This window comes from Bacillus sp. B1-b2 (genome assembly GCF_009183415.1).
GTDB lineage: Bacteria > Bacillota > Bacilli > Bacillales > Cytobacillaceae > Niallia.
On record NZ_WEHU01000019.1, the window covers coordinates 1 to 16,751 of the forward strand.

At 33.2% G+C, this 16,751-nt stretch carries 11 protein-coding genes, 1 pseudogene and 1 other annotated feature; of the genes and pseudogenes, 6 read left to right on the forward strand and 6 right to left on the reverse strand.

Translation table 11 applies throughout. The features are described from left to right. Positions 1–309: 309 nt before the first annotated feature. Positions 310–1,998 carry a septation ring formation regulator EzrA gene (gene ezrA, locus F9279_RS16930; protein ID WP_152115181.1) on the reverse strand — a complete coding sequence of 563 codons (1,689 nt, stop codon included), beginning with the start codon at positions 1,996–1,998 and terminating at the stop codon, positions 310–312. 283 nt (positions 1,999–2,281) lie between these two features. Between ezrA and hisJ the strand changes: the two genes are divergently transcribed. Then, positions 2,282–3,088 (forward strand): histidinol-phosphatase HisJ, encoded by an 807-nt coding sequence (gene hisJ / locus F9279_RS16935; protein WP_152115183.1) that lies wholly within the window; start codon positions 2,282–2,284, stop codon positions 3,086–3,088. Here hisJ and refZ read toward each other — a convergent pair. Then, on the reverse strand, positions 3,071–3,700 hold the full coding sequence (gene refZ, locus F9279_RS16940; protein ID WP_152115185.1) for a forespore capture DNA-binding protein RefZ: 630 nt from the start codon (positions 3,698–3,700) through the stop codon (positions 3,071–3,073). The two genes, hisJ and refZ, sit on opposite strands and share 18 nt — an antisense overlap. A 312-nt stretch (positions 3,701–4,012) precedes the next feature. Between refZ and F9279_RS16945 the strand changes: the two genes are divergently transcribed. Beyond that, positions 4,013–4,495 carry a GAF domain-containing protein gene (locus F9279_RS16945; RefSeq protein WP_152115316.1) on the forward strand — a complete coding sequence of 161 codons (483 nt, stop codon included), beginning with the start codon at positions 4,013–4,015 and terminating at the stop codon, positions 4,493–4,495. A gap of 37 nt (positions 4,496–4,532) precedes the next feature. Here F9279_RS16945 and F9279_RS16950 read toward each other — a convergent pair whose 3' ends face one another. Then, positions 4,533–6,389 carry a diguanylate cyclase gene (locus F9279_RS16950; protein WP_152115187.1) on the reverse strand — a complete coding sequence of 619 codons (1,857 nt, stop codon included), beginning with the start codon at positions 6,387–6,389 and terminating at the stop codon, positions 4,533–4,535. Positions 6,390–7,142: 753 nt separating this feature from the next. Between F9279_RS16950 and rpsD the strand changes: the two genes are divergently transcribed. The 3 genes and pseudogenes from rpsD to F9279_RS26295 form a co-directional block, all read left to right on the forward strand. Beyond that, positions 7,143–7,745 (forward strand): 30S ribosomal protein S4, encoded by a 603-nt coding sequence (rpsD, locus tag F9279_RS16960; protein ID WP_152115191.1) that lies wholly within the window; start codon positions 7,143–7,145, stop codon positions 7,743–7,745. Between the two features lie 290 nt (positions 7,746–8,035). Next, on the forward strand, positions 8,036–8,218 hold the full coding sequence (locus F9279_RS16965; RefSeq protein ID WP_413463223.1) for a YjfB family protein: 183 nt from the start codon (positions 8,036–8,038) through the stop codon (positions 8,216–8,218). Between the two features lie 852 nt (positions 8,219–9,070). Beyond that, a pseudogene (locus tag F9279_RS26295) lies at positions 9,071–9,388 on the forward strand (methyl-accepting chemotaxis protein); the annotation flags it as partial. A gap of 77 nt (positions 9,389–9,465) precedes the next feature. On the opposite strand, the gene tyrS reads toward F9279_RS26295, so the two are convergent. Next, positions 9,466–10,722, reverse strand: a complete 1,257-nt coding sequence (gene tyrS / locus F9279_RS16975; RefSeq protein ID WP_152115195.1) for a tyrosine--tRNA ligase — start codon at positions 10,720–10,722, stop codon at positions 9,466–9,468. A gap of 92 nt (positions 10,723–10,814) precedes the next feature. Further along, positions 10,815–11,047: a binding site (T-box leader), on the reverse strand. A gap of 147 nt (positions 11,048–11,194) precedes the next feature. Between tyrS and F9279_RS16980 the strand changes: the two genes are divergently transcribed. Beyond that, positions 11,195–13,984, forward strand: coding sequence for a transglycosylase domain-containing protein (locus F9279_RS16980; RefSeq protein WP_152115197.1), 2,790 nt, complete (start codon positions 11,195–11,197; stop codon positions 13,982–13,984). A gap of 112 nt (positions 13,985–14,096) precedes the next feature. On the opposite strand, the gene ccpA is transcribed toward F9279_RS16980, so the two are convergent. Together ccpA and F9279_RS16990 are read right to left on the reverse strand one after the other, a co-directional pair. Next, positions 14,097–15,095, reverse strand: a complete 999-nt coding sequence (gene ccpA, locus F9279_RS16985; RefSeq protein WP_152115198.1) for a catabolite control protein A — start codon at positions 15,093–15,095, stop codon at positions 14,097–14,099. Between the two features lie 402 nt (positions 15,096–15,497). Further along, positions 15,498–16,574: a bifunctional 3-deoxy-7-phosphoheptulonate synthase/chorismate mutase gene (locus tag F9279_RS16990; protein ID WP_152115200.1), complete on the reverse strand. Its 1,077-nt coding sequence runs from the start codon at positions 16,572–16,574 to the stop codon at positions 15,498–15,500. Between the last annotated feature and the right edge of the window lie 177 nt (positions 16,575–16,751).

Sequence of the window (16,751 nt, forward strand, 5' to 3'; positions counted from 1 at the left end):
TGTCCTAAAAGAAAGCAACAAAAAGATTCAAAGGTTAATTCAATGTCAACTACAACACTGGATTGCAGGCTTACCTAATTACATCAAGATCTACCTGCCTATTTTAGTGTGCGAAAGTTGAGTTAGTAAGATTCATAAGATCCTACTTTTAGGTTCGCATTCACTTAATGCTAACATAGGAAATTTCTTTTGAAAATATTGTGTGATTAAAAAAATTAAAGGGACACTATCTAATGTGATAGTATCCCTAAAGGTAATGATCAAAACGTTAATAAGTTTGGATGTTCACCTTCCTTATTTTGTAACTTTTTACCATTCTTTCGTCCATGACTGAAATTTTTTCGCACTTTCTGGTTCAACCTCTTCAATAGCAGAAGCAGCTGTCTCTAGGGCTTCTTTATATTGATACTTCCTAAAGGCTGCTTCAGCCTCTAGAAGACCATTATGCAATTTAGGATATCTTTTTCGATATCTATTTCCATATTGAATAACTCTTTCTGCTAAATAAACGGTTTCTAATAATTCTATGGTTGTGTCAATAAGCAATCTCACTAGTTGCTCTGTATCTTCCACCTGTTTCTTCACTTCTATCATATCAAGTGGAGTAGAATCTAATGTAGCATATACCTTTGCGAGAGCATTTTTAGCCTCTTTAACTAATTCATTAAACTCTTCCGTTATACCAGGTAGATTACTATTTGCAACCTTTCTTAGTGCATCTGCAACTTCAGCACTAAGCTGTTGTATTTTCTCATGCGCACTTACTTCGTCTTTTCTAAGGGCATGTAGCTTATTAAATAAAGCCTTTTGTTCAACAGAAGCATCTTCTAATTGTTTTTTTAGATCTTTTAATTCTTCACTTAGTAATGTATGTGCCGTTGAATCAGTCAATAATTTATGCTCTAGTACTTCAAATTGTTTGTAAAGAACATTTAATTTCTTCTCTAATTTAAATTGAAAATCAATGTCTTCATCTGTGAGATTATAATTTTTTTGTAAAATTTCTACTTCTACATGTAAACGACTGTTGTCATTCTGAATGTTTTCAAGTATCTCTTTCGTCAAGGTAATATTCTTACTAACAAAGTTTCTTGCAAGAACTTCCTTTTCTAATAAATCATATAATGTATCTAATTTATCTTGTGACTCTAAGATGATTTTCTCGATTTGTTCCACTTCACCTACAGCAAGTAGAAGCTCTGTTTCAGAAAGTTCTTGAACTAATTGATTTATCTCTATTTCCATTTGGAGATGGTTTAAAATATAGCCTTGAGCTAGCATACTCTGAAATCCTTCTTTTAGCTCTTCTATTTGCTCTGGCAATTTAGTGCGGCATTCCATCAGTAAAGGTGGTATCTTCTCAATCAGATATGTAATGGTAGATAACTTCTCTTCAATGGAATAAACAATCTCCCTAGCTTCTAAATAGTCGCCATTATTAGTTTTTTCTTCATAATTCTCTAGCAATTCTGCTATTTCTTGCAGCATTTCTTCTATTTTCTTTTCTGTTTCACCAAAAGTATGTCTATGTGCTAGAAGTGTTTTTTTATTTATACGATAAGATTCTTTTAAGGCTTCAATTTCAGTTCTGTTTTTCTCTTCACTACCGACAAGATTATTTAATTCTTCAAGTATAGAATCCAATCTTGTTTCTACACTTTCCATTTTCATCCGTATCGTGTCTTGTGTTTTTTTAGCCTTGATAAAATTATACTTATCAATATAGTTTTCTGTATCATAAAGTAATTCTTCTATATCAGGAAGTTCTTTTGTAACTACCTCATCCCACTCTTTTCTCCATCTTTCAAACAATTCTTCTGTTTGACCAATCATATTTAGTTGCTTTACTTTTCCTAATTCCTCTAAAACGGGACGATTCATAATTGTTATTTTCCAATTTTCAAGTTCATCGACCACTTGATAATATTTTCTCTTAATAAAATAACCCGTTACAAATAAGCAAATAAGAATGCCTATTCCTCCAATTAAAAAATCCATTTGAAGCCCCCTGTTCTAACACCGGCCGTTATTCCGTATCTATTTTATATCTATTTTAAACATTTATGTAGGTACAATTCTTTGTATTTATGATAACATGTAAACGACAATTTTTGAGTAATTATTTAATATTTTCCTACACTTTTTTTAAAGGAAGAAAAGCACTTCTATCATTATTCTAATACAATACAAGAATTTATTGTAATTATATCTGTTTTCTAGTTATTTTCATGTTTTACTAGTTATAATCAAGTTTAAAAACGGGATGAAAGGATGAGTCAAAGTGTTTAAAAGAGATGGACATATTCATAGCCCTTATTGTCCTCATGGCTCCACTGATACCTTTGTACAGTATATTGAGCGAGCTATACAGTTAGGATTTAAAGAAATTACATTTACGGAACATGCACCACTCCCTGCTCCATTTATAGATACAACTCCGACAAAAGATAGTAGCATGACAATAGAGCAAATGGAAGAATACTTAAAAGAAGTGCAGGAAATCAAAGAAATTTATTACAATCAATTGAAAATCAATGTAGGACTAGAAGTAGATTATATCGAAGGATATGAAACCGAGATACGAGACTTTCTGTCAAAATGGGGACATCTTTTAGATGATAGTATTTTAAGCGTTCATTTTCTACTGAATGGAAAGAATCATCACTATGATTGTGTAGATTATAGTCCCGAACATTTTCAAGAAATGATTGGAGCTTATGGGGGAATTGATGCTATATACGAGTGTTATTATAACACCATCTTAAAATCAATCTTGGCAGATTTAGGCCAAAATAAACCTAAGCGAATCGGACATATCACCTTAGCGAATAAGTTCCAGATTCTATATCCACCAACGAATGACTTCCGTGAAAAGATAGTAGCTATCCTAAAGCAGATTAAGCACTCAGGATACACCTTGGATTATAATGCAGCAGGTCTAAAAAAACCTTATTGCTTAGAGCCCTATCCGCCTGATTGGGTGATTGAGGAGGCCAAAAAGCTTCATATTCCACTTGTATATGGCTCAGATGCACATCAGGCCAAAGATTTGGGACAAGGATACAACCTATTAGTTGATCGTATATAGTTCTTTTTTGTAAGTACAAATAATCTCATCAATCCATTTATTAATTTCCTGAACATATTTTTTTTGAAAATAATCTTCGTGTAGAAAGACATGTAATACTTCTTTTAAATAGTAAGAATGAATAAAAGGCATAGATAAAAATCCTTTGATTTGAATAATACTATAAGGAATGGAAATACGATTAAATTCTTTTCTCGCTATTCCTTCTTCTATTATTTTAGTAAAAATATATTTTTCTTTTACAGAATAGGTAGACATAATCTCTCTTACTACTTGGGAGTCTATTGAGACTTCGCGTAAGACAAACCTAGTCAACTGAGGATTCTGACATTGAAAGGAAATAATTCCTTCTATACAATTCTTTAATTTAACTGTGGGACTAGTATCATTTTGTCTAAACACTTTCTCTAACAAAGCAATATAAGCTTCGAAAAAATGAATATAACAATATTCTAATAACCCTTGTTTTCCATTAAAATAATAAGATATATTCGCAATATTAACGTTCGCAAGACCAGCTATATCGCGAATGGAAGTGCCGTTATAGCCCTTAGTATTAAATAGTGCAATGGCTGCTTCAACGATGGAGTCCTTTGTAGGATTCTTTTTCATTTTGCTATAACCTCATTTCTGTTATAATCCCTATAAAGTGAATAAAGGGAACCTTTCATAGAGTTGCTCCGATTGTGTCTTTCAAAACATTTAATAAGCAAAAACAAATATTTTTTAAATACATCATTCGATGTGGAGTCTATAATCTGTTCATTAAGTGCTACTTATGATTAAATAAGATAATTAGAGCTCTATTCTAAATCTTCTTTAAAAAGTGCTTTAATCCTTTAAAAGAAACTCGACAAATTACTAGGATTTTCCTTGTATTTAGTCACTAATACATCATTATACGGAGAAAGTTGGTTGAAATTCATGTTTAACGTCGAATCATATAAAGGGGATCGTAAAGGTCAATATCAACTAGTGGAGAAACAGTTGAGAGCATTACTAGAAGGAGAAAGCAATAAAATTGCCAATCTTTCAAACGCAGCTGCACTTTTAAATCAATTTTTAGATCGTATTAATTGGGTAGGCTTTTACTTAGTGGAAAATAACGAGCTAGTTCTTGGACCATTCCAAGGATTACCTGCTTGTGTTCGTATTCCATTTGGCAGAGGTGTTTGCGGTACATCCGCTAGTAATAAGACTACTCTTAGAATAGAGGATGTCCATCAATTCCCTGGACATATAGCTTGTGATGCAGCCTCACAATCAGAAATTGTTATTCCTTTGATAAACCAAGATGGAACTCTACTGGGTGTGCTTGATATTGATTCTCCTGAAAAAAACCGTTTTGACGAATTAGATCAAGAGCAATTAGAAAGCTTTGTAACAGCATTAGTTGAATATTTATAAAAAAATGTCCCAAGGATTCGAATTCCTTGGGACATTTTTACTCACTAACTAAATAAGAATCTTGAACAACCACTTTATTCTTGCCTGTTTCTTTTGCCACATACAATGCTTTATCCGCTCTCTTAAAGAGAGTATTGTATGTCTCTCCATTCTCTCTATTCCAATAAGAAACTCCACAAGAGATGGTTACACTTGGAGTAGAAGTTTCTCTTACTTTTTTGACTAATCTTTCAGCAACAGATACTCCTATTGAAAGTGGCACCTTTGGAAGATAGATTGCCAATTCTTCTCCTCCCCAACGGGAACCGATATCCGAACTTCTAATATTCTCCATAATAATATTGGCTACTTGTACAATAATTTCATCTCCAACTTGATGACCATACGTGTCGTTAACAGATTTAAAGTTATCAATATCCATTAAAATAAATGTGCCTTCTTCATCTTCTATTAGAGAACGTTGAATCTTATCATCTAAGTAATTTCTGGAATATAACTTTGTGAGATGATCCGTTACTACCATTTTTTCTAACTCTTCTCTTAGCATAGAGTTTGTTAGAGCTAATGTAGAATGATGAATTAATGACTGTAATAATTTAAATGTATCAAAAGAAAAATGATATGCTTTAGGATGCATCACAATAGCAAACCCTTTTAGTATTCCTGTCTGAATCATTGGTACAGCCATAATGGACTTATACTTTGCTCCATTAAGTTGCATACTGAAATCTCCCAAAAACAATGAATCCTTCTCTGCTTGAATCTTATCCTGGAAATAATTTATATAATTCAATGATTCTGGTTCCAAGAAGAAATCAGAGCTACCTTGTAAAACTTTAATAGAATTAGACTCAACAGAAAAAAGAATAAATCCTACTTCTTCCGCCTCAAAGCTAGAAGAAATTCTTTCACACATATAAGTCATAATCTCATTTAAGCGCAAATTAGAATTAAGTTGATGGGATGCCTCATTTATCAATTGTAAATCTGCTACCAATTTCTTGGATTGTTGATATAATTGAGCATTTTCTAATGCTCCACCTGCTGTGTTTGCAAGTATAGTAATAAATTCCACTTCATTTCTTGGGAATATTTTTGTATCAGATGCAATGATTTGTAATACACCATACACCCCTTGTTTCCCTTTTAATGGAGCATAAATAACCGCCATATTTTCTTCTGCTAGTTCTTCAAATTGAATTTCTGCTGTAACATATGCCTCCATTGCAGCCATATTTTCACTATCATACTCTAAATCCTTCACTGGTAAGTCACCATGACTATTATTATCATGTGATAGTAATAAATAGTAAGTAAAGTTAGGGTAGATTTCCTGCAAAGTATAAATTACTTCATCTAGCACGCTTTCCATTTTCATGGAGGAGTGGAATTTTTCCGTCACTCTATACAGCTGTTTATATTTCTTTTTTTCTTTTATAACACCTTGAATAGTAAACATTTTTTTTAGAAAAGACGCAACATCTATCGCTATTTTCTCCATAAATTCATCACTATAAAAAAGATCTAAAGGATTTTCCTGCTTAGTAGATAACAGTAATATGAAATAATCATGGCCAACATTCTTGATTGGAAGTTGTAAAATAGCTTTGTCTTTAATAGTATATCTTTGCATGATAGAAATCTCGTCCATCTGTTTATTAAAACTATTCCTATCAATCAACTCGTCATCTGTAGTAGAAGCTACAAGTGACCATCTATTATTCCATTCTTTGAAAGTATATAAAGTCATTTCTACATCTTGAAAAAGATCTTGTATGGCAGATAACATTTTCTGAATAATGAAATAATGTTCCTTATCCATTAGGTCTAAATCAAACAATTCCAAGCAGCGACTTTTTAGTTCTAATATCTTTTGGTGGCCAAGGAAGTCCATATAATCATCACCTAATTCACCTAACTATTCTATTCATTTTCATTTATTTCATTTTGGGAAATAATATTTTGAGGGTAAGTAATGGAAAAGATCCACAAAATTAGTCCAATGTACTTATATGAGATTTAATAAAGTATTTGCTTCAGACTGTAGACAAAGTTTTAATAAAGTAAATGTATGTATGTATTTATTTTATTACCGATTTTCTGGTTGTCTTAGAAAAATAGTCCTACTTATCTAAAAGCGCAATAGCCTATTTCTCTAGATTTCCCTATATAAAACCAGTAGATAAAATGAATCATTATGTTCTTTCAAGCTCTCTAATTTCACGAATATCATGTGTACATTTATGATACTTATGCGAATCAAAGAAAACTTCACTTTTTATCATTGGTATAATATAGTTATTTTATACTAATTATATCATATATAAAAAAGAGTAAGGAATAAATTTATATATTTTTTTGTATCAATGAATGAATCTACAGTAAATTTAGATATGTTATTTATGAATAAAAATTTAACAAACTATAACTTGACATATTAGATGATAAAAACATATAATATGATTTGTGTAAAATAGCGCAGCATATGTTAACACTTCTTGTTTTATTTTGTTCCTCAATATTATTGATGGTGTATTGTGTAACCCTTGGCTGCTAGGGCGAAGGTACAGGAAGACAAAATATACAGGAAAACATGTTACATCTGTTTTTATTTTACCAAAATAAAAACATGAAGGAGGAGTCAATTATGGCTCGTTATACAGGTCCAAGCTGGAAACTTTCTCGTCGTCTTGGTATTTCATTAAGTGGTACAGGTAAGGAGTTAGAAAAACGTCCTTACGCTCCAGGACAACATGGTCCAAACCAACGTAAAAAATTATCTGAATATGGTTTACAATTACAAGAAAAACAAAAACTTCGTCACATGTACGGTGTGAACGAACGTCAATTCCGTAACCTATTCGATATCGCTGGCAAAATGGTTGGTAAACATGGTGAAAACTTCATGGTATTATTAGAAACTCGTTTAGATAACGTTGTTTACCGTTTAGGTTTAGCACGTACACGTCGTCAAGCGCGTCAATTAGTAAACCATGGTCACATCTTAGTAGATGGAAAACGCGTTGATATCCCATCATACCGTTTAAAAGCTAACCAAACTATTACATTACGTGAAAAATCTCGTAACTTAGACGTTGTTAAAGAAGCAGTTGAAGTAAACAACTTCGTACCTGATTTCTTAACATTCGATGCTGATAAATTAGAAGGTACTTTCACTCGTTTACCTGAACGTTCTGAATTACCTGCTGAAATTAACGAAGCTCTTATCGTTGAGTTCTACTCTCGTTAATAGTACGTTAACTAACCCTAGAATCGTTATATCGACGATTCTAGGGTTTTTTTAATTTTAATTTGTTGGTTTATGGAGAAACGATTAAAAATATTATCTGTGGACATACACACACTATTTAATCTTACACAATAATTTCTTCAACATGCTACCAGGATTATAACTGAACTTTCACCTACTACCTTTGGAGTTTTTCTAAGTTTTATCCATGAGATTAATTTAACATATAGCTCTCCTTTCTCTGAGATCCCATTTATATTTCTAAAATTATACCGATAATAGTCATGGAGGTGAATTTCTTGGATATTGCCGCTTTATCAGTTAACATGAGCCAAGCCTCACTTGGCCAAAGTGTAAGTTTAGCATTAACCAAAATGTCAATGGATAGTGCTCAGCAAAATGCAGTGCAGATGATTGACATGCTTCAAGCACCACATCCCACTTTAGGTAATTCAATTGATCTAAAAGCATAAGCTACAAGAAATGTATTCTATATAGGATACATTTTTCTTACCCTACAAACATTGACAAATTCTTATATCACCACCATTAAATGACTAAATCCTAGTACAACAAAGTAAAACATTTAATTAGTTTTTGCCAGTTAATTCGATTAGTGCTTTTTCTCTTCATGTTATGTATTGCTGTATAACAAAGATTATTCCATCGCGCTTCAAACACTCCCTAACTTAATCAAAAAACGTTACAAACATCCAAGAACCTCTACTTTTATAAAAAACAACATTCTTTATTCATAAATATTCTACTATTTCAACCGATAAAATAGTGAAATAGTAGAAAGGGGTAGAAAATTGCATAGTACTTTACAATCATTAGTATATTTAGCACCGACTATTAAAGAAACAATTGGCTCTACTACTGCCATTATCATTACAGACTTACAAAATATTATTTATTTTGCACCATCATCAAGTCTACCATTAGAGATTAAAGTGGGAGATCCTGCATTCGTTCCTGGTAATGAAACATTAATTAGAGCATTAAAAGTTGGGAAAGTAGTGGAAAGAGTACCGAAAGAAACATTTGGCATACCTTTTGTTTCCACTGTAACACCAATACATGATACAGAGACAGGCAAATTGATAGGATTATTCTCCGTATCAAGAACATTAGAGTTTGAAGAAAAGCTTGATCACGAATTAAGTGAATTAAAAACAATAATTGGCAACCTTCATGAAAAGGTTCAAATGGTTGCTGCTCAATCTGAAGAGTTATCTGCAACAAGCAATGAGATTACTTCTCAAACAATAAATGCAAATGAAAACTCTCAAGAAATTGGGAAAGTTGTACATATGATAGAGGGTATTTCAACTCAAACCAATTTACTAGGTTTAAATGCAGCGATCGAAGCCGCAAGATCAGGAGAGGCTGGTAAAGGCTTTGGAGTAGTTGCGTCTGAAATAAGAAAACTTTCAGATCATACAAAACAAGCGGTTGGAACAATTGGCTCATCGTTAGCTGAGATTCGGACCAGTATGCAAAACCTTAAGCTAAGCATGGAAGAAGTTAATGCTTCCACTGAAGAACAATCTATTGTAATGGTAGAATTCTTAGAAGAAATTCAAAAACTAGACAAGAAAAGTAACGATGTCTTTTCTTATATGAAAGAAATTATGAAATAACAAATATAATCCACCCGTTACAAACAGGTGGATTTTTTAGCTTACTCTTTAATATTTTTCCTTCTTATTTAAAAGAATTAATAGTTAATTAACGAGTACTTTTTCTTGCCACGCCGAATAACGGTAAACTGCCCTTCTATTTTATCCTCTTCTGAGAGAACATAATCTAATTCTTGTTTACGCTCCCCATTTAAGTAGATAGCTCCATTGGAAATATCTTCGCGAGCCTGTCTTTTGGAAGAAACAATACCTGCATTTACAAGAAGGTCTACAAGAACCACTTCTCCTTCTTTATGCTCATAAGAAGGTACATCCTTAAATCCTTGTTTGATTTCGTCTGCTGTTAATTCTTTTATATCTCCACTAAATAATGCAGCTGTAATCTTTTGTGCTTGCTCTAAAGCTGATTCTCCATGAATTAATTTAGTCATTTCTTCAGCTAATGTTTTTTGTGCTTTACGTAGATGTGGCTCTTCTTGGACAGATACTTCTAGAGCATCTACTTCTTCTTTAGAAAGGAAGGTGAAGAATTTTAAGTACTTAATAACATCTGCATCAGCTGTATTTATCCAAAATTGATAGAATTCATAAGGAGTTGTCTTCTCTGGATCCAACCAAATTGCACCACTTTCGGTTTTACCAAATTTTGTTCCATCTGCTTTCGTTACAAGTGGAATAGTTAATCCGTAAGCTTTTGCTCCTTCTGGCATGTTCTTTCTTATTAACTCTAATCCAGTGGTAATATTACCCCATTGGTCACTTCCACCAATTTGTAGCTTACAATTATGATGTTCATATAGATGTTGGAAGTCTAATGCTTGTAAAATTGTATAAGTAAACTCTGTAAAAGAAATTCCTGTTTCTAAACGATTAGCGATTGTATCTTTTGCTAACATATAGTTAACACCAATATGCTTCCCATAATCTCTTAAGAAAGTAACAATATCCATCTTTCCAGCCCAGTCATAGTTATTCACCATAACTGCTCCATTGTCTCCACTGAAATCAAAGATTCTTTCTAACTGACCTTGTAGACATTTCACATTATGTCCAATAACATCTAATGTTTGAAGGTTTCTCTCTTCACTTTTTCCACTCGGATCACCAATTAACCCTGTTGCTCCTCCTACTAAGACAATTGGACGGTGACCTGCATTTTGAAAGCGTCGTAGAGTTAAGAAAGGAAGCAAATGCCCAATATGCATGCTATCTGCAGTAGGATCTACTCCACAGTATAGACTAGTCATTCCAGTAGCTAGCTGTTCTTTTAGGCCAACTTCATCTGTTTGTTGATAAACAATACCTCGCCATTGTAAATCTTCTAATAAATTCATTTATATTCCTCCTTCATAATTAACCATATACACCTATAATTTCTTCGTTAGAAGTGTTCTTACTTTCACGCAAAAAAATCCCTGCATAAACATGCAGGGACGCAAAATAAGCGCGGTACCACCCAATATTGAGAAAGAGTTACCAGTCTTTCTCCACTTTCAATAGATAACGGTCTACTCCGTCCACCACTACTTCTCTATTCATGAGGTTCCTAGTGAAAGCTCCAGGAGGTAATTCATTCTTTTATGTATACCGTTTTACACCACCCAACGGCTCTCTTCTTATAGTGATAAAAGAACTACTAAATCCTTTCGACGCTTTTACGAATCAATATATAGTTAGATTATTTTTATCATAATTCTACATTGAATGTCAAATAATTTTCCTACAAAAGGAGAAATTTATCGAACTCTGCCTATATTCCCTCCTTCTTTATGCTATAATGTATGTGATTTTAGGGGGAATGATACCATGAATGAGAATCCGAAGTGGAAAATTGTTTTACACAACGTTCTAAGCTTCTTTACCAATAAAAAGACTATTAAAGGAGCACGTCTAACCTATGAGGTAACATGGAATGTTGTCTTATTATTCATCATCCTTATCTGTATTGGCTCAGCATTTGCAATTGGTATTGGTGCTGGATATTTTGCATCACTAGTGAAAGATGAACCCATCCGTTCCTATGATTCTATGAAAAAAGCTATTTATAATTATGAAGAAACCTCTGAGCTTTACTTCGCTAGCAATGAATATTTAGGAAAATTACCTACTGACCTTGAAAGAGAAGAAGTAAAGATTCAAGATGTTTCCCCATATTTAAAAAATGCAGTCATAGCAACAGAAGATGAGAACTTTTATAAGCATGATGGTGTTGTACCAAAAGCAATCTTTCGAGCATTAGTTCAGGAAGTTACTAATAGTTCCACTCAATCTGGTGGTAGTACACTCACACAGCAATTGATTAAGAATCAAATACTAACAAATGAAGTATCTTTTGAAAGAAAAGCGAAAGAAATACTTCTAGCACTCCGACTAGAAAAATTCTTCGAAAAAGAGGAAATACTAGAAGCCTATCTAAATGTTTCTACATTTGGAAGAAATTCGTCTGGCAGAAATATTGCAGGAGTTCAGTCTGCTGCTAACGGAATTTTTGGAGTTAATGTAAAGGATTTATCTTTACCTCAAGCAGCATTTATTGCTGGTTTACCTCAAAGTCCATTTGGATATACTCCTTTTACACAAGAAGGTAAGTTAAAACAAAATCTAGATCCTGGGCTCAACAGAATGAGGACCGTTCTTAATAGAATGTATGATCAGGAAAAGATTTCAAAGAAAGAATATGAACAAGCCCTTAACTATGATATAACGCAAGACTTTATCGGTCCAAAGTCAAGCCCTATTGAGAATTATCCATGGGTAACAATTGAAATTGCTCAAAGAGCTACAGATATTATTGCCGAAATATTGGCTAAGGAGGATGGATATACAAAAGAAGATCTGGATAATGATGAAATTTTATATGATCAATATACTACTCTTGCAGATCGACTAATCCACCAAAATGGATACAAGATTCATAGTACGATAAATAAAGAAATTTATGATATACAACAGGAAACCGTAGCTAATTATGGTAATTTCGGTCCTGATAAAGCTCAAAAAACAACAGATCCAGAAACTGGTGAACAAATTACCGTTATGGAGCCTGTAGAAACTGGTGCTGTATTAATTGAAAATAAAACGGGAGCCATTCTAAGCTTTGTTGGTGGGCGAGATTATAATCGGGAAGCTACTAACCACGCTTTAAGTAGTGTACGTCCAAATGGATCTACCATGAAACCAATATTGGTTTATGCACCTGCTATTGAGTTAGGAACCTTATCACCTGGATCTGTTCTACCAGATATACCTTTAAACCTAAATCCAAGCACTCCAGGTAAGGTATGGCCTAATAACTATGATTTTAAATTTCATGGCTTAGTAACTGCAAGATATGCACTCGAAAAATCCTATAACGTTCCAGCTGTTAAGGCTTATATTGATATTATGCCAAACAATCCCATTCAATATTTAGAAAAGATGGGAATTACATCTCTTGATGAAACGGATGGCTCGATTCGAGCAGCAGCTATTGGAGGAATAAAAAATGGTGTTTCTGTTGAAGAAAACACTAATGCTTATACTACTTTTGCTAATGGCGGAGATTTTATTGATGCCTATCTAATCGAAAAGATTGAAGATAAGGATGGAAATATTGTCTATCAACATGAAATAAATAAAGTAAGTGTATTCAGTCCCCAAACTGCTTACTTAACTTTAGATATGATGAGAGATGTTGTTAACTCTGGTACAGCAGCTAATATAAAAGCACGATTGCAATTCCAGTCTGACTGGGCTGGTAAAACAGGAACAACTCAAGATTTTGAAGATTCATGGCTAGTTGCAACAAATCCAAACATAACTTTTGGAGTTTGGACTGGTTATGATACGCCAAAATCTTTGACTTCCAACTACAGTACACGTAATAACTTTTTATGGGCTGATTTAATGAATGCAGCATATAAAGTGGCTCCAGAACTAATAGACCCTGCTGAGAGCTTTAAAATGCCTGGAGGAATAGTAAGTAGGTCCGTATGTTCCGTCTCTGGAATGCTACCGTCTGAAGGATGTTCAAAAGCAGGACTTGTGACAACTGATTTATTTAAGTCTGATTCTGTTCCTTCTCAAGTAGACGATAGTCTTGTAGTAGGAAAATATGTACAAATTGGAAACCAAAAATATATGGCATTGGAATCCACTCCTAATGAATTTGCTAATGAAGGATTAATGTTAAATCCTGACTATTTATCCAAGCTTTTTGGAATAAAAATTAAAGATGCAAGTGCTTTGAGTAAAAATAATGCAAAACTAGCAAATTTAATTCTCCCATCCAATAAAATGGAAGATAACGGGAAAAATCCAGATCCTATCACTACTTCTTTAAATGGCAGTGTGATTAGTTGGGGAAACAGTGGAGAAAGTGATGTTATTGGATATCACATCTATCGAAATGGGCAGCTAGTAAGTAGTTTGAAAGCAGACAGTAATCTTAGTTATAGCGCAAGTAATGGAGCCTATTATATTACTACTATCGACATTGCAGGAAAAGAATCTGCACCATCTAATGTATTAGTAGTAGGTGAGAATCAACAAATAGATAACCAAGCTAACGAAAATACTACGGAAACGACAGAACAAGGTAATACAGAGCAAGAGTAATATATTTTGCAGTATCTATCGGATAAACAAAAGGAGAATCGTAACTGATTCTCCTTTTTAGTTATATAAAAAAAGCACCTATAAGATTCTAATATCTTTTAGGTGCTCTTTCTTACTTTGTTGAATTACGATATTCAATTCTGTGTGGTAATACAACAATATGATCTTCTACTGTTTCTTTATTCATGAATTTAGTTAGTAGTCTCATCGCCACTGCTCCAATATCATATAAAGGTTGAACAACAGTCGATAATTGTGGTCTTACCATTAGTGTTAGTTTCGTATTATCTGAAGTGATTACTTCTAAATCATTCGGAACTGTATAGCCTTTATCCTCAGCAGCATGAATAACACCTAATGCCATTTCATCTGATCCCACATACACTGCCGTTGGTCTTGTACTTAAATCCATTAATTTATCTAACGAATCCATACCAGATTCATACGTATAATCTCCATCAATCACTAACTCTTCATTATAAGTAATGCCAGCAGCTTCTAACGCCTTTTTATAACCATTTAGCTTTTGAACACCATTAATAGGCTCTTCCATTGATCCAAGTACTAATGCAATGGTTTTATGCCCCTTCTCAATGAAGCTTGTCACAGCATCATAAGTAGCTTGTGCATAGTCAATATTTACAGAAGAAATTTTGCCACTTTCTTCAATGCTAGCTGCAAGAACAATCGGAACTGGTGATTTTTCAAATTCAGTTACATGCTCTTCTGTAATATTTCCACCCATGAAAACAATACCGTCCACTTGTTTCCCTAACATAGTATTTAATAGGTGAAGCTCTTTATCCTTATTTTGATCTGAGTTACTCAAAATAATATTATATTTATACATAGTAGCAATGTCTTCAATACCCCTTGCTAGTTCTGCATAAAAAGTGCTTGAAATATCAGGAATAACTACACCAACTGTAGTAGTTTTTTTACTAGCTAGTCCACGTGCTACAGCATTTGGGCGGTATCCTAATCGATCAATTACTTCCAATACTTTTTTTCTAGTTGTTGGTTTAACATTTGGGTTACCATTCACAACTCTTGAAACGGTAGCCATTGAAACACTTGCTTCTCTTGCAACATCATATATAGTAATATTCATTGCTAATTACACTCCTTTTTATCGAACTAAATCTTTTGCTGTTATTTTTATTTTATGGCAAGAAGTTATTTCCTAAACCTTTATAAGATCTTTTTAGCAACTCTTGTCTAATTATGTAATAATGATACGATAATAGAATCAATGCCGCAATGACAAGCTTTCATTTTTTTCAAAAAAGGTATCTTTTCTACTTAATTAACCATATATCCTTTTATTTTAACACGAAAGTTACTAATTAGAATAACACAAAGCTATTTTTTTCATTTTCTGTTATATACTAATATTCCAATTAATAAAGCTAGCGTATAACACAGTGAAACAAGGTTTCTTCCTTTTCAAAATGAAAATAAAAAAACAAGAGTCCCCTTTGTTAGGAACTCCTGTGTCTTACTACTTAACTTCTTATAATTTTACAAATGGAGTTGCTTGAAGAGCTTGGTAGAACTCGTCAAATTGTTTAATGTCCATTTGTTGAGCTGAATCTGATAAAGCAACAGCAGGGTCTGGATGTACCTCTGCCATTACACCATCTGCTCCAATTGCTAATGCTGCTTTAGCACATGGTAATAGAAGATCTTTTCTTCCTGTTGAATGTGTCACATCTACAAATACAGGAAGGTGAGTTTCTTGTTTTAAAATTGGCACAGCAGAAATATCTAAAGTATTTCTTGTAGCACGTTCATACGTACGGATACCACGTTCACATAGAATGATTTGATCATTACCTTGAGACATAATGTATTCAGCTGCATTAATGAATTCTTCAATAGTTGCTGCTAAACCACGTTTTAACAGAATTGGTTTTTTCACACTACCAGCTGCTTTTAGTAATTCAAAGTTTTGCATATTTCTTGCCCCAATTTGAATAACATCTATATAATCAAGCGCTGTTTCAATGTGTTCTGTGCTTACAATCTCACTAATTACGTTTAAGTCATATTCTTGCGCTACTTTTTTAAGAATTTTTAGTCCTTCTACCCCTAAACCTTGGAAGTCATATGGAGAAGTTCTAGGTTTAAATGCGCCACCACGAAGTAATGTTAACCCTTTCGCTTTTACGGAAGCTGCAACCTGTGCTACTTGCTCGTATGATTCTACAGAACAAGGACCAAACACAAATTTAGGGGTACCGTCTCCTATTTTAGTACCATTAATATCAACAATAGTATCTTCCGCTTTCTTTTTACGAGAAACCAATAACGCTTTGCTGTCATCATCTTGCTGTAATTGTAATCCCATTTTGAAAATTTGTTTAAACAAATGGGAAATAGCTGCATTATCAAATGGGCCGTCATTTTTCTGTAGTATTTGATCTAGCATTTTTCTTTCACGTACAGGATCATAACGGTGAGCTCCGTGTGTCACCTTTGTTTGGGCAATTTCTTGAACTAGACTAGCGCGTTCATTGATTTTATCCAATATTTCAAGATTTAGCTCATCAATACGATTACGTAATGCTTCTAATTCTTTATTACTCATTGTCATCCTCATCCCTTCATTTTAAAACGAAACAGATAATCTGTTTAAACAATTTTTCAAGATTCTTTATACAGACCAAAAAATATGTTACATTTCTCTTGATTGGGTTTATTATAAATCATATTTTTTCGCTTGTCACTATTTTTCTTTAATAATTAAACGCTTTTAAGCGCTAAA

Bases quoted from the DNA above. Each gene is read 5' to 3' on its own strand.
- ezrA (WP_152115181.1), bottom strand. From the start codon at position 1,998: ATGGATTTTTTAATTGGAGGAATAGGCATTCTTATTTGCTTATTTGTA.
- refZ (WP_152115185.1), bottom strand. From the start codon at position 3,700: ATGAAAAAGAATCCTACAAAGGACTCCATCGTTGAAGCAGCCATTGCA.
- F9279_RS16945 (WP_152115316.1), top strand. From the start codon at position 4,013: ATGTTTAACGTCGAATCATATAAAGGGGATCGTAAAGGTCAATATCAA.
- F9279_RS16950 (WP_152115187.1), bottom strand. From the start codon at position 6,389: ATGGACTTCCTTGGCCACCAAAAGATATTAGAACTAAAAAGTCGCTGC.
- rpsD (WP_152115191.1), top strand. From the start codon at position 7,143: ATGGCTCGTTATACAGGTCCAAGCTGGAAACTTTCTCGTCGTCTTGGT.
- tyrS (WP_152115195.1), bottom strand. From the start codon at position 10,722: ATGAATTTATTAGAAGATTTACAATGGCGAGGTATTGTTTATCAACAA.
- F9279_RS16980 (WP_152115197.1), top strand. From the start codon at position 11,195: ATGAATGAGAATCCGAAGTGGAAAATTGTTTTACACAACGTTCTAAGC.
- ccpA (WP_152115198.1), bottom strand. From the start codon at position 15,095: ATGAATATTACTATATATGATGTTGCAAGAGAAGCAAGTGTTTCAATG.
- F9279_RS16990 (WP_152115200.1), bottom strand. From the start codon at position 16,574: ATGAGTAATAAAGAATTAGAAGCATTACGTAATCGTATTGATGAGCTA.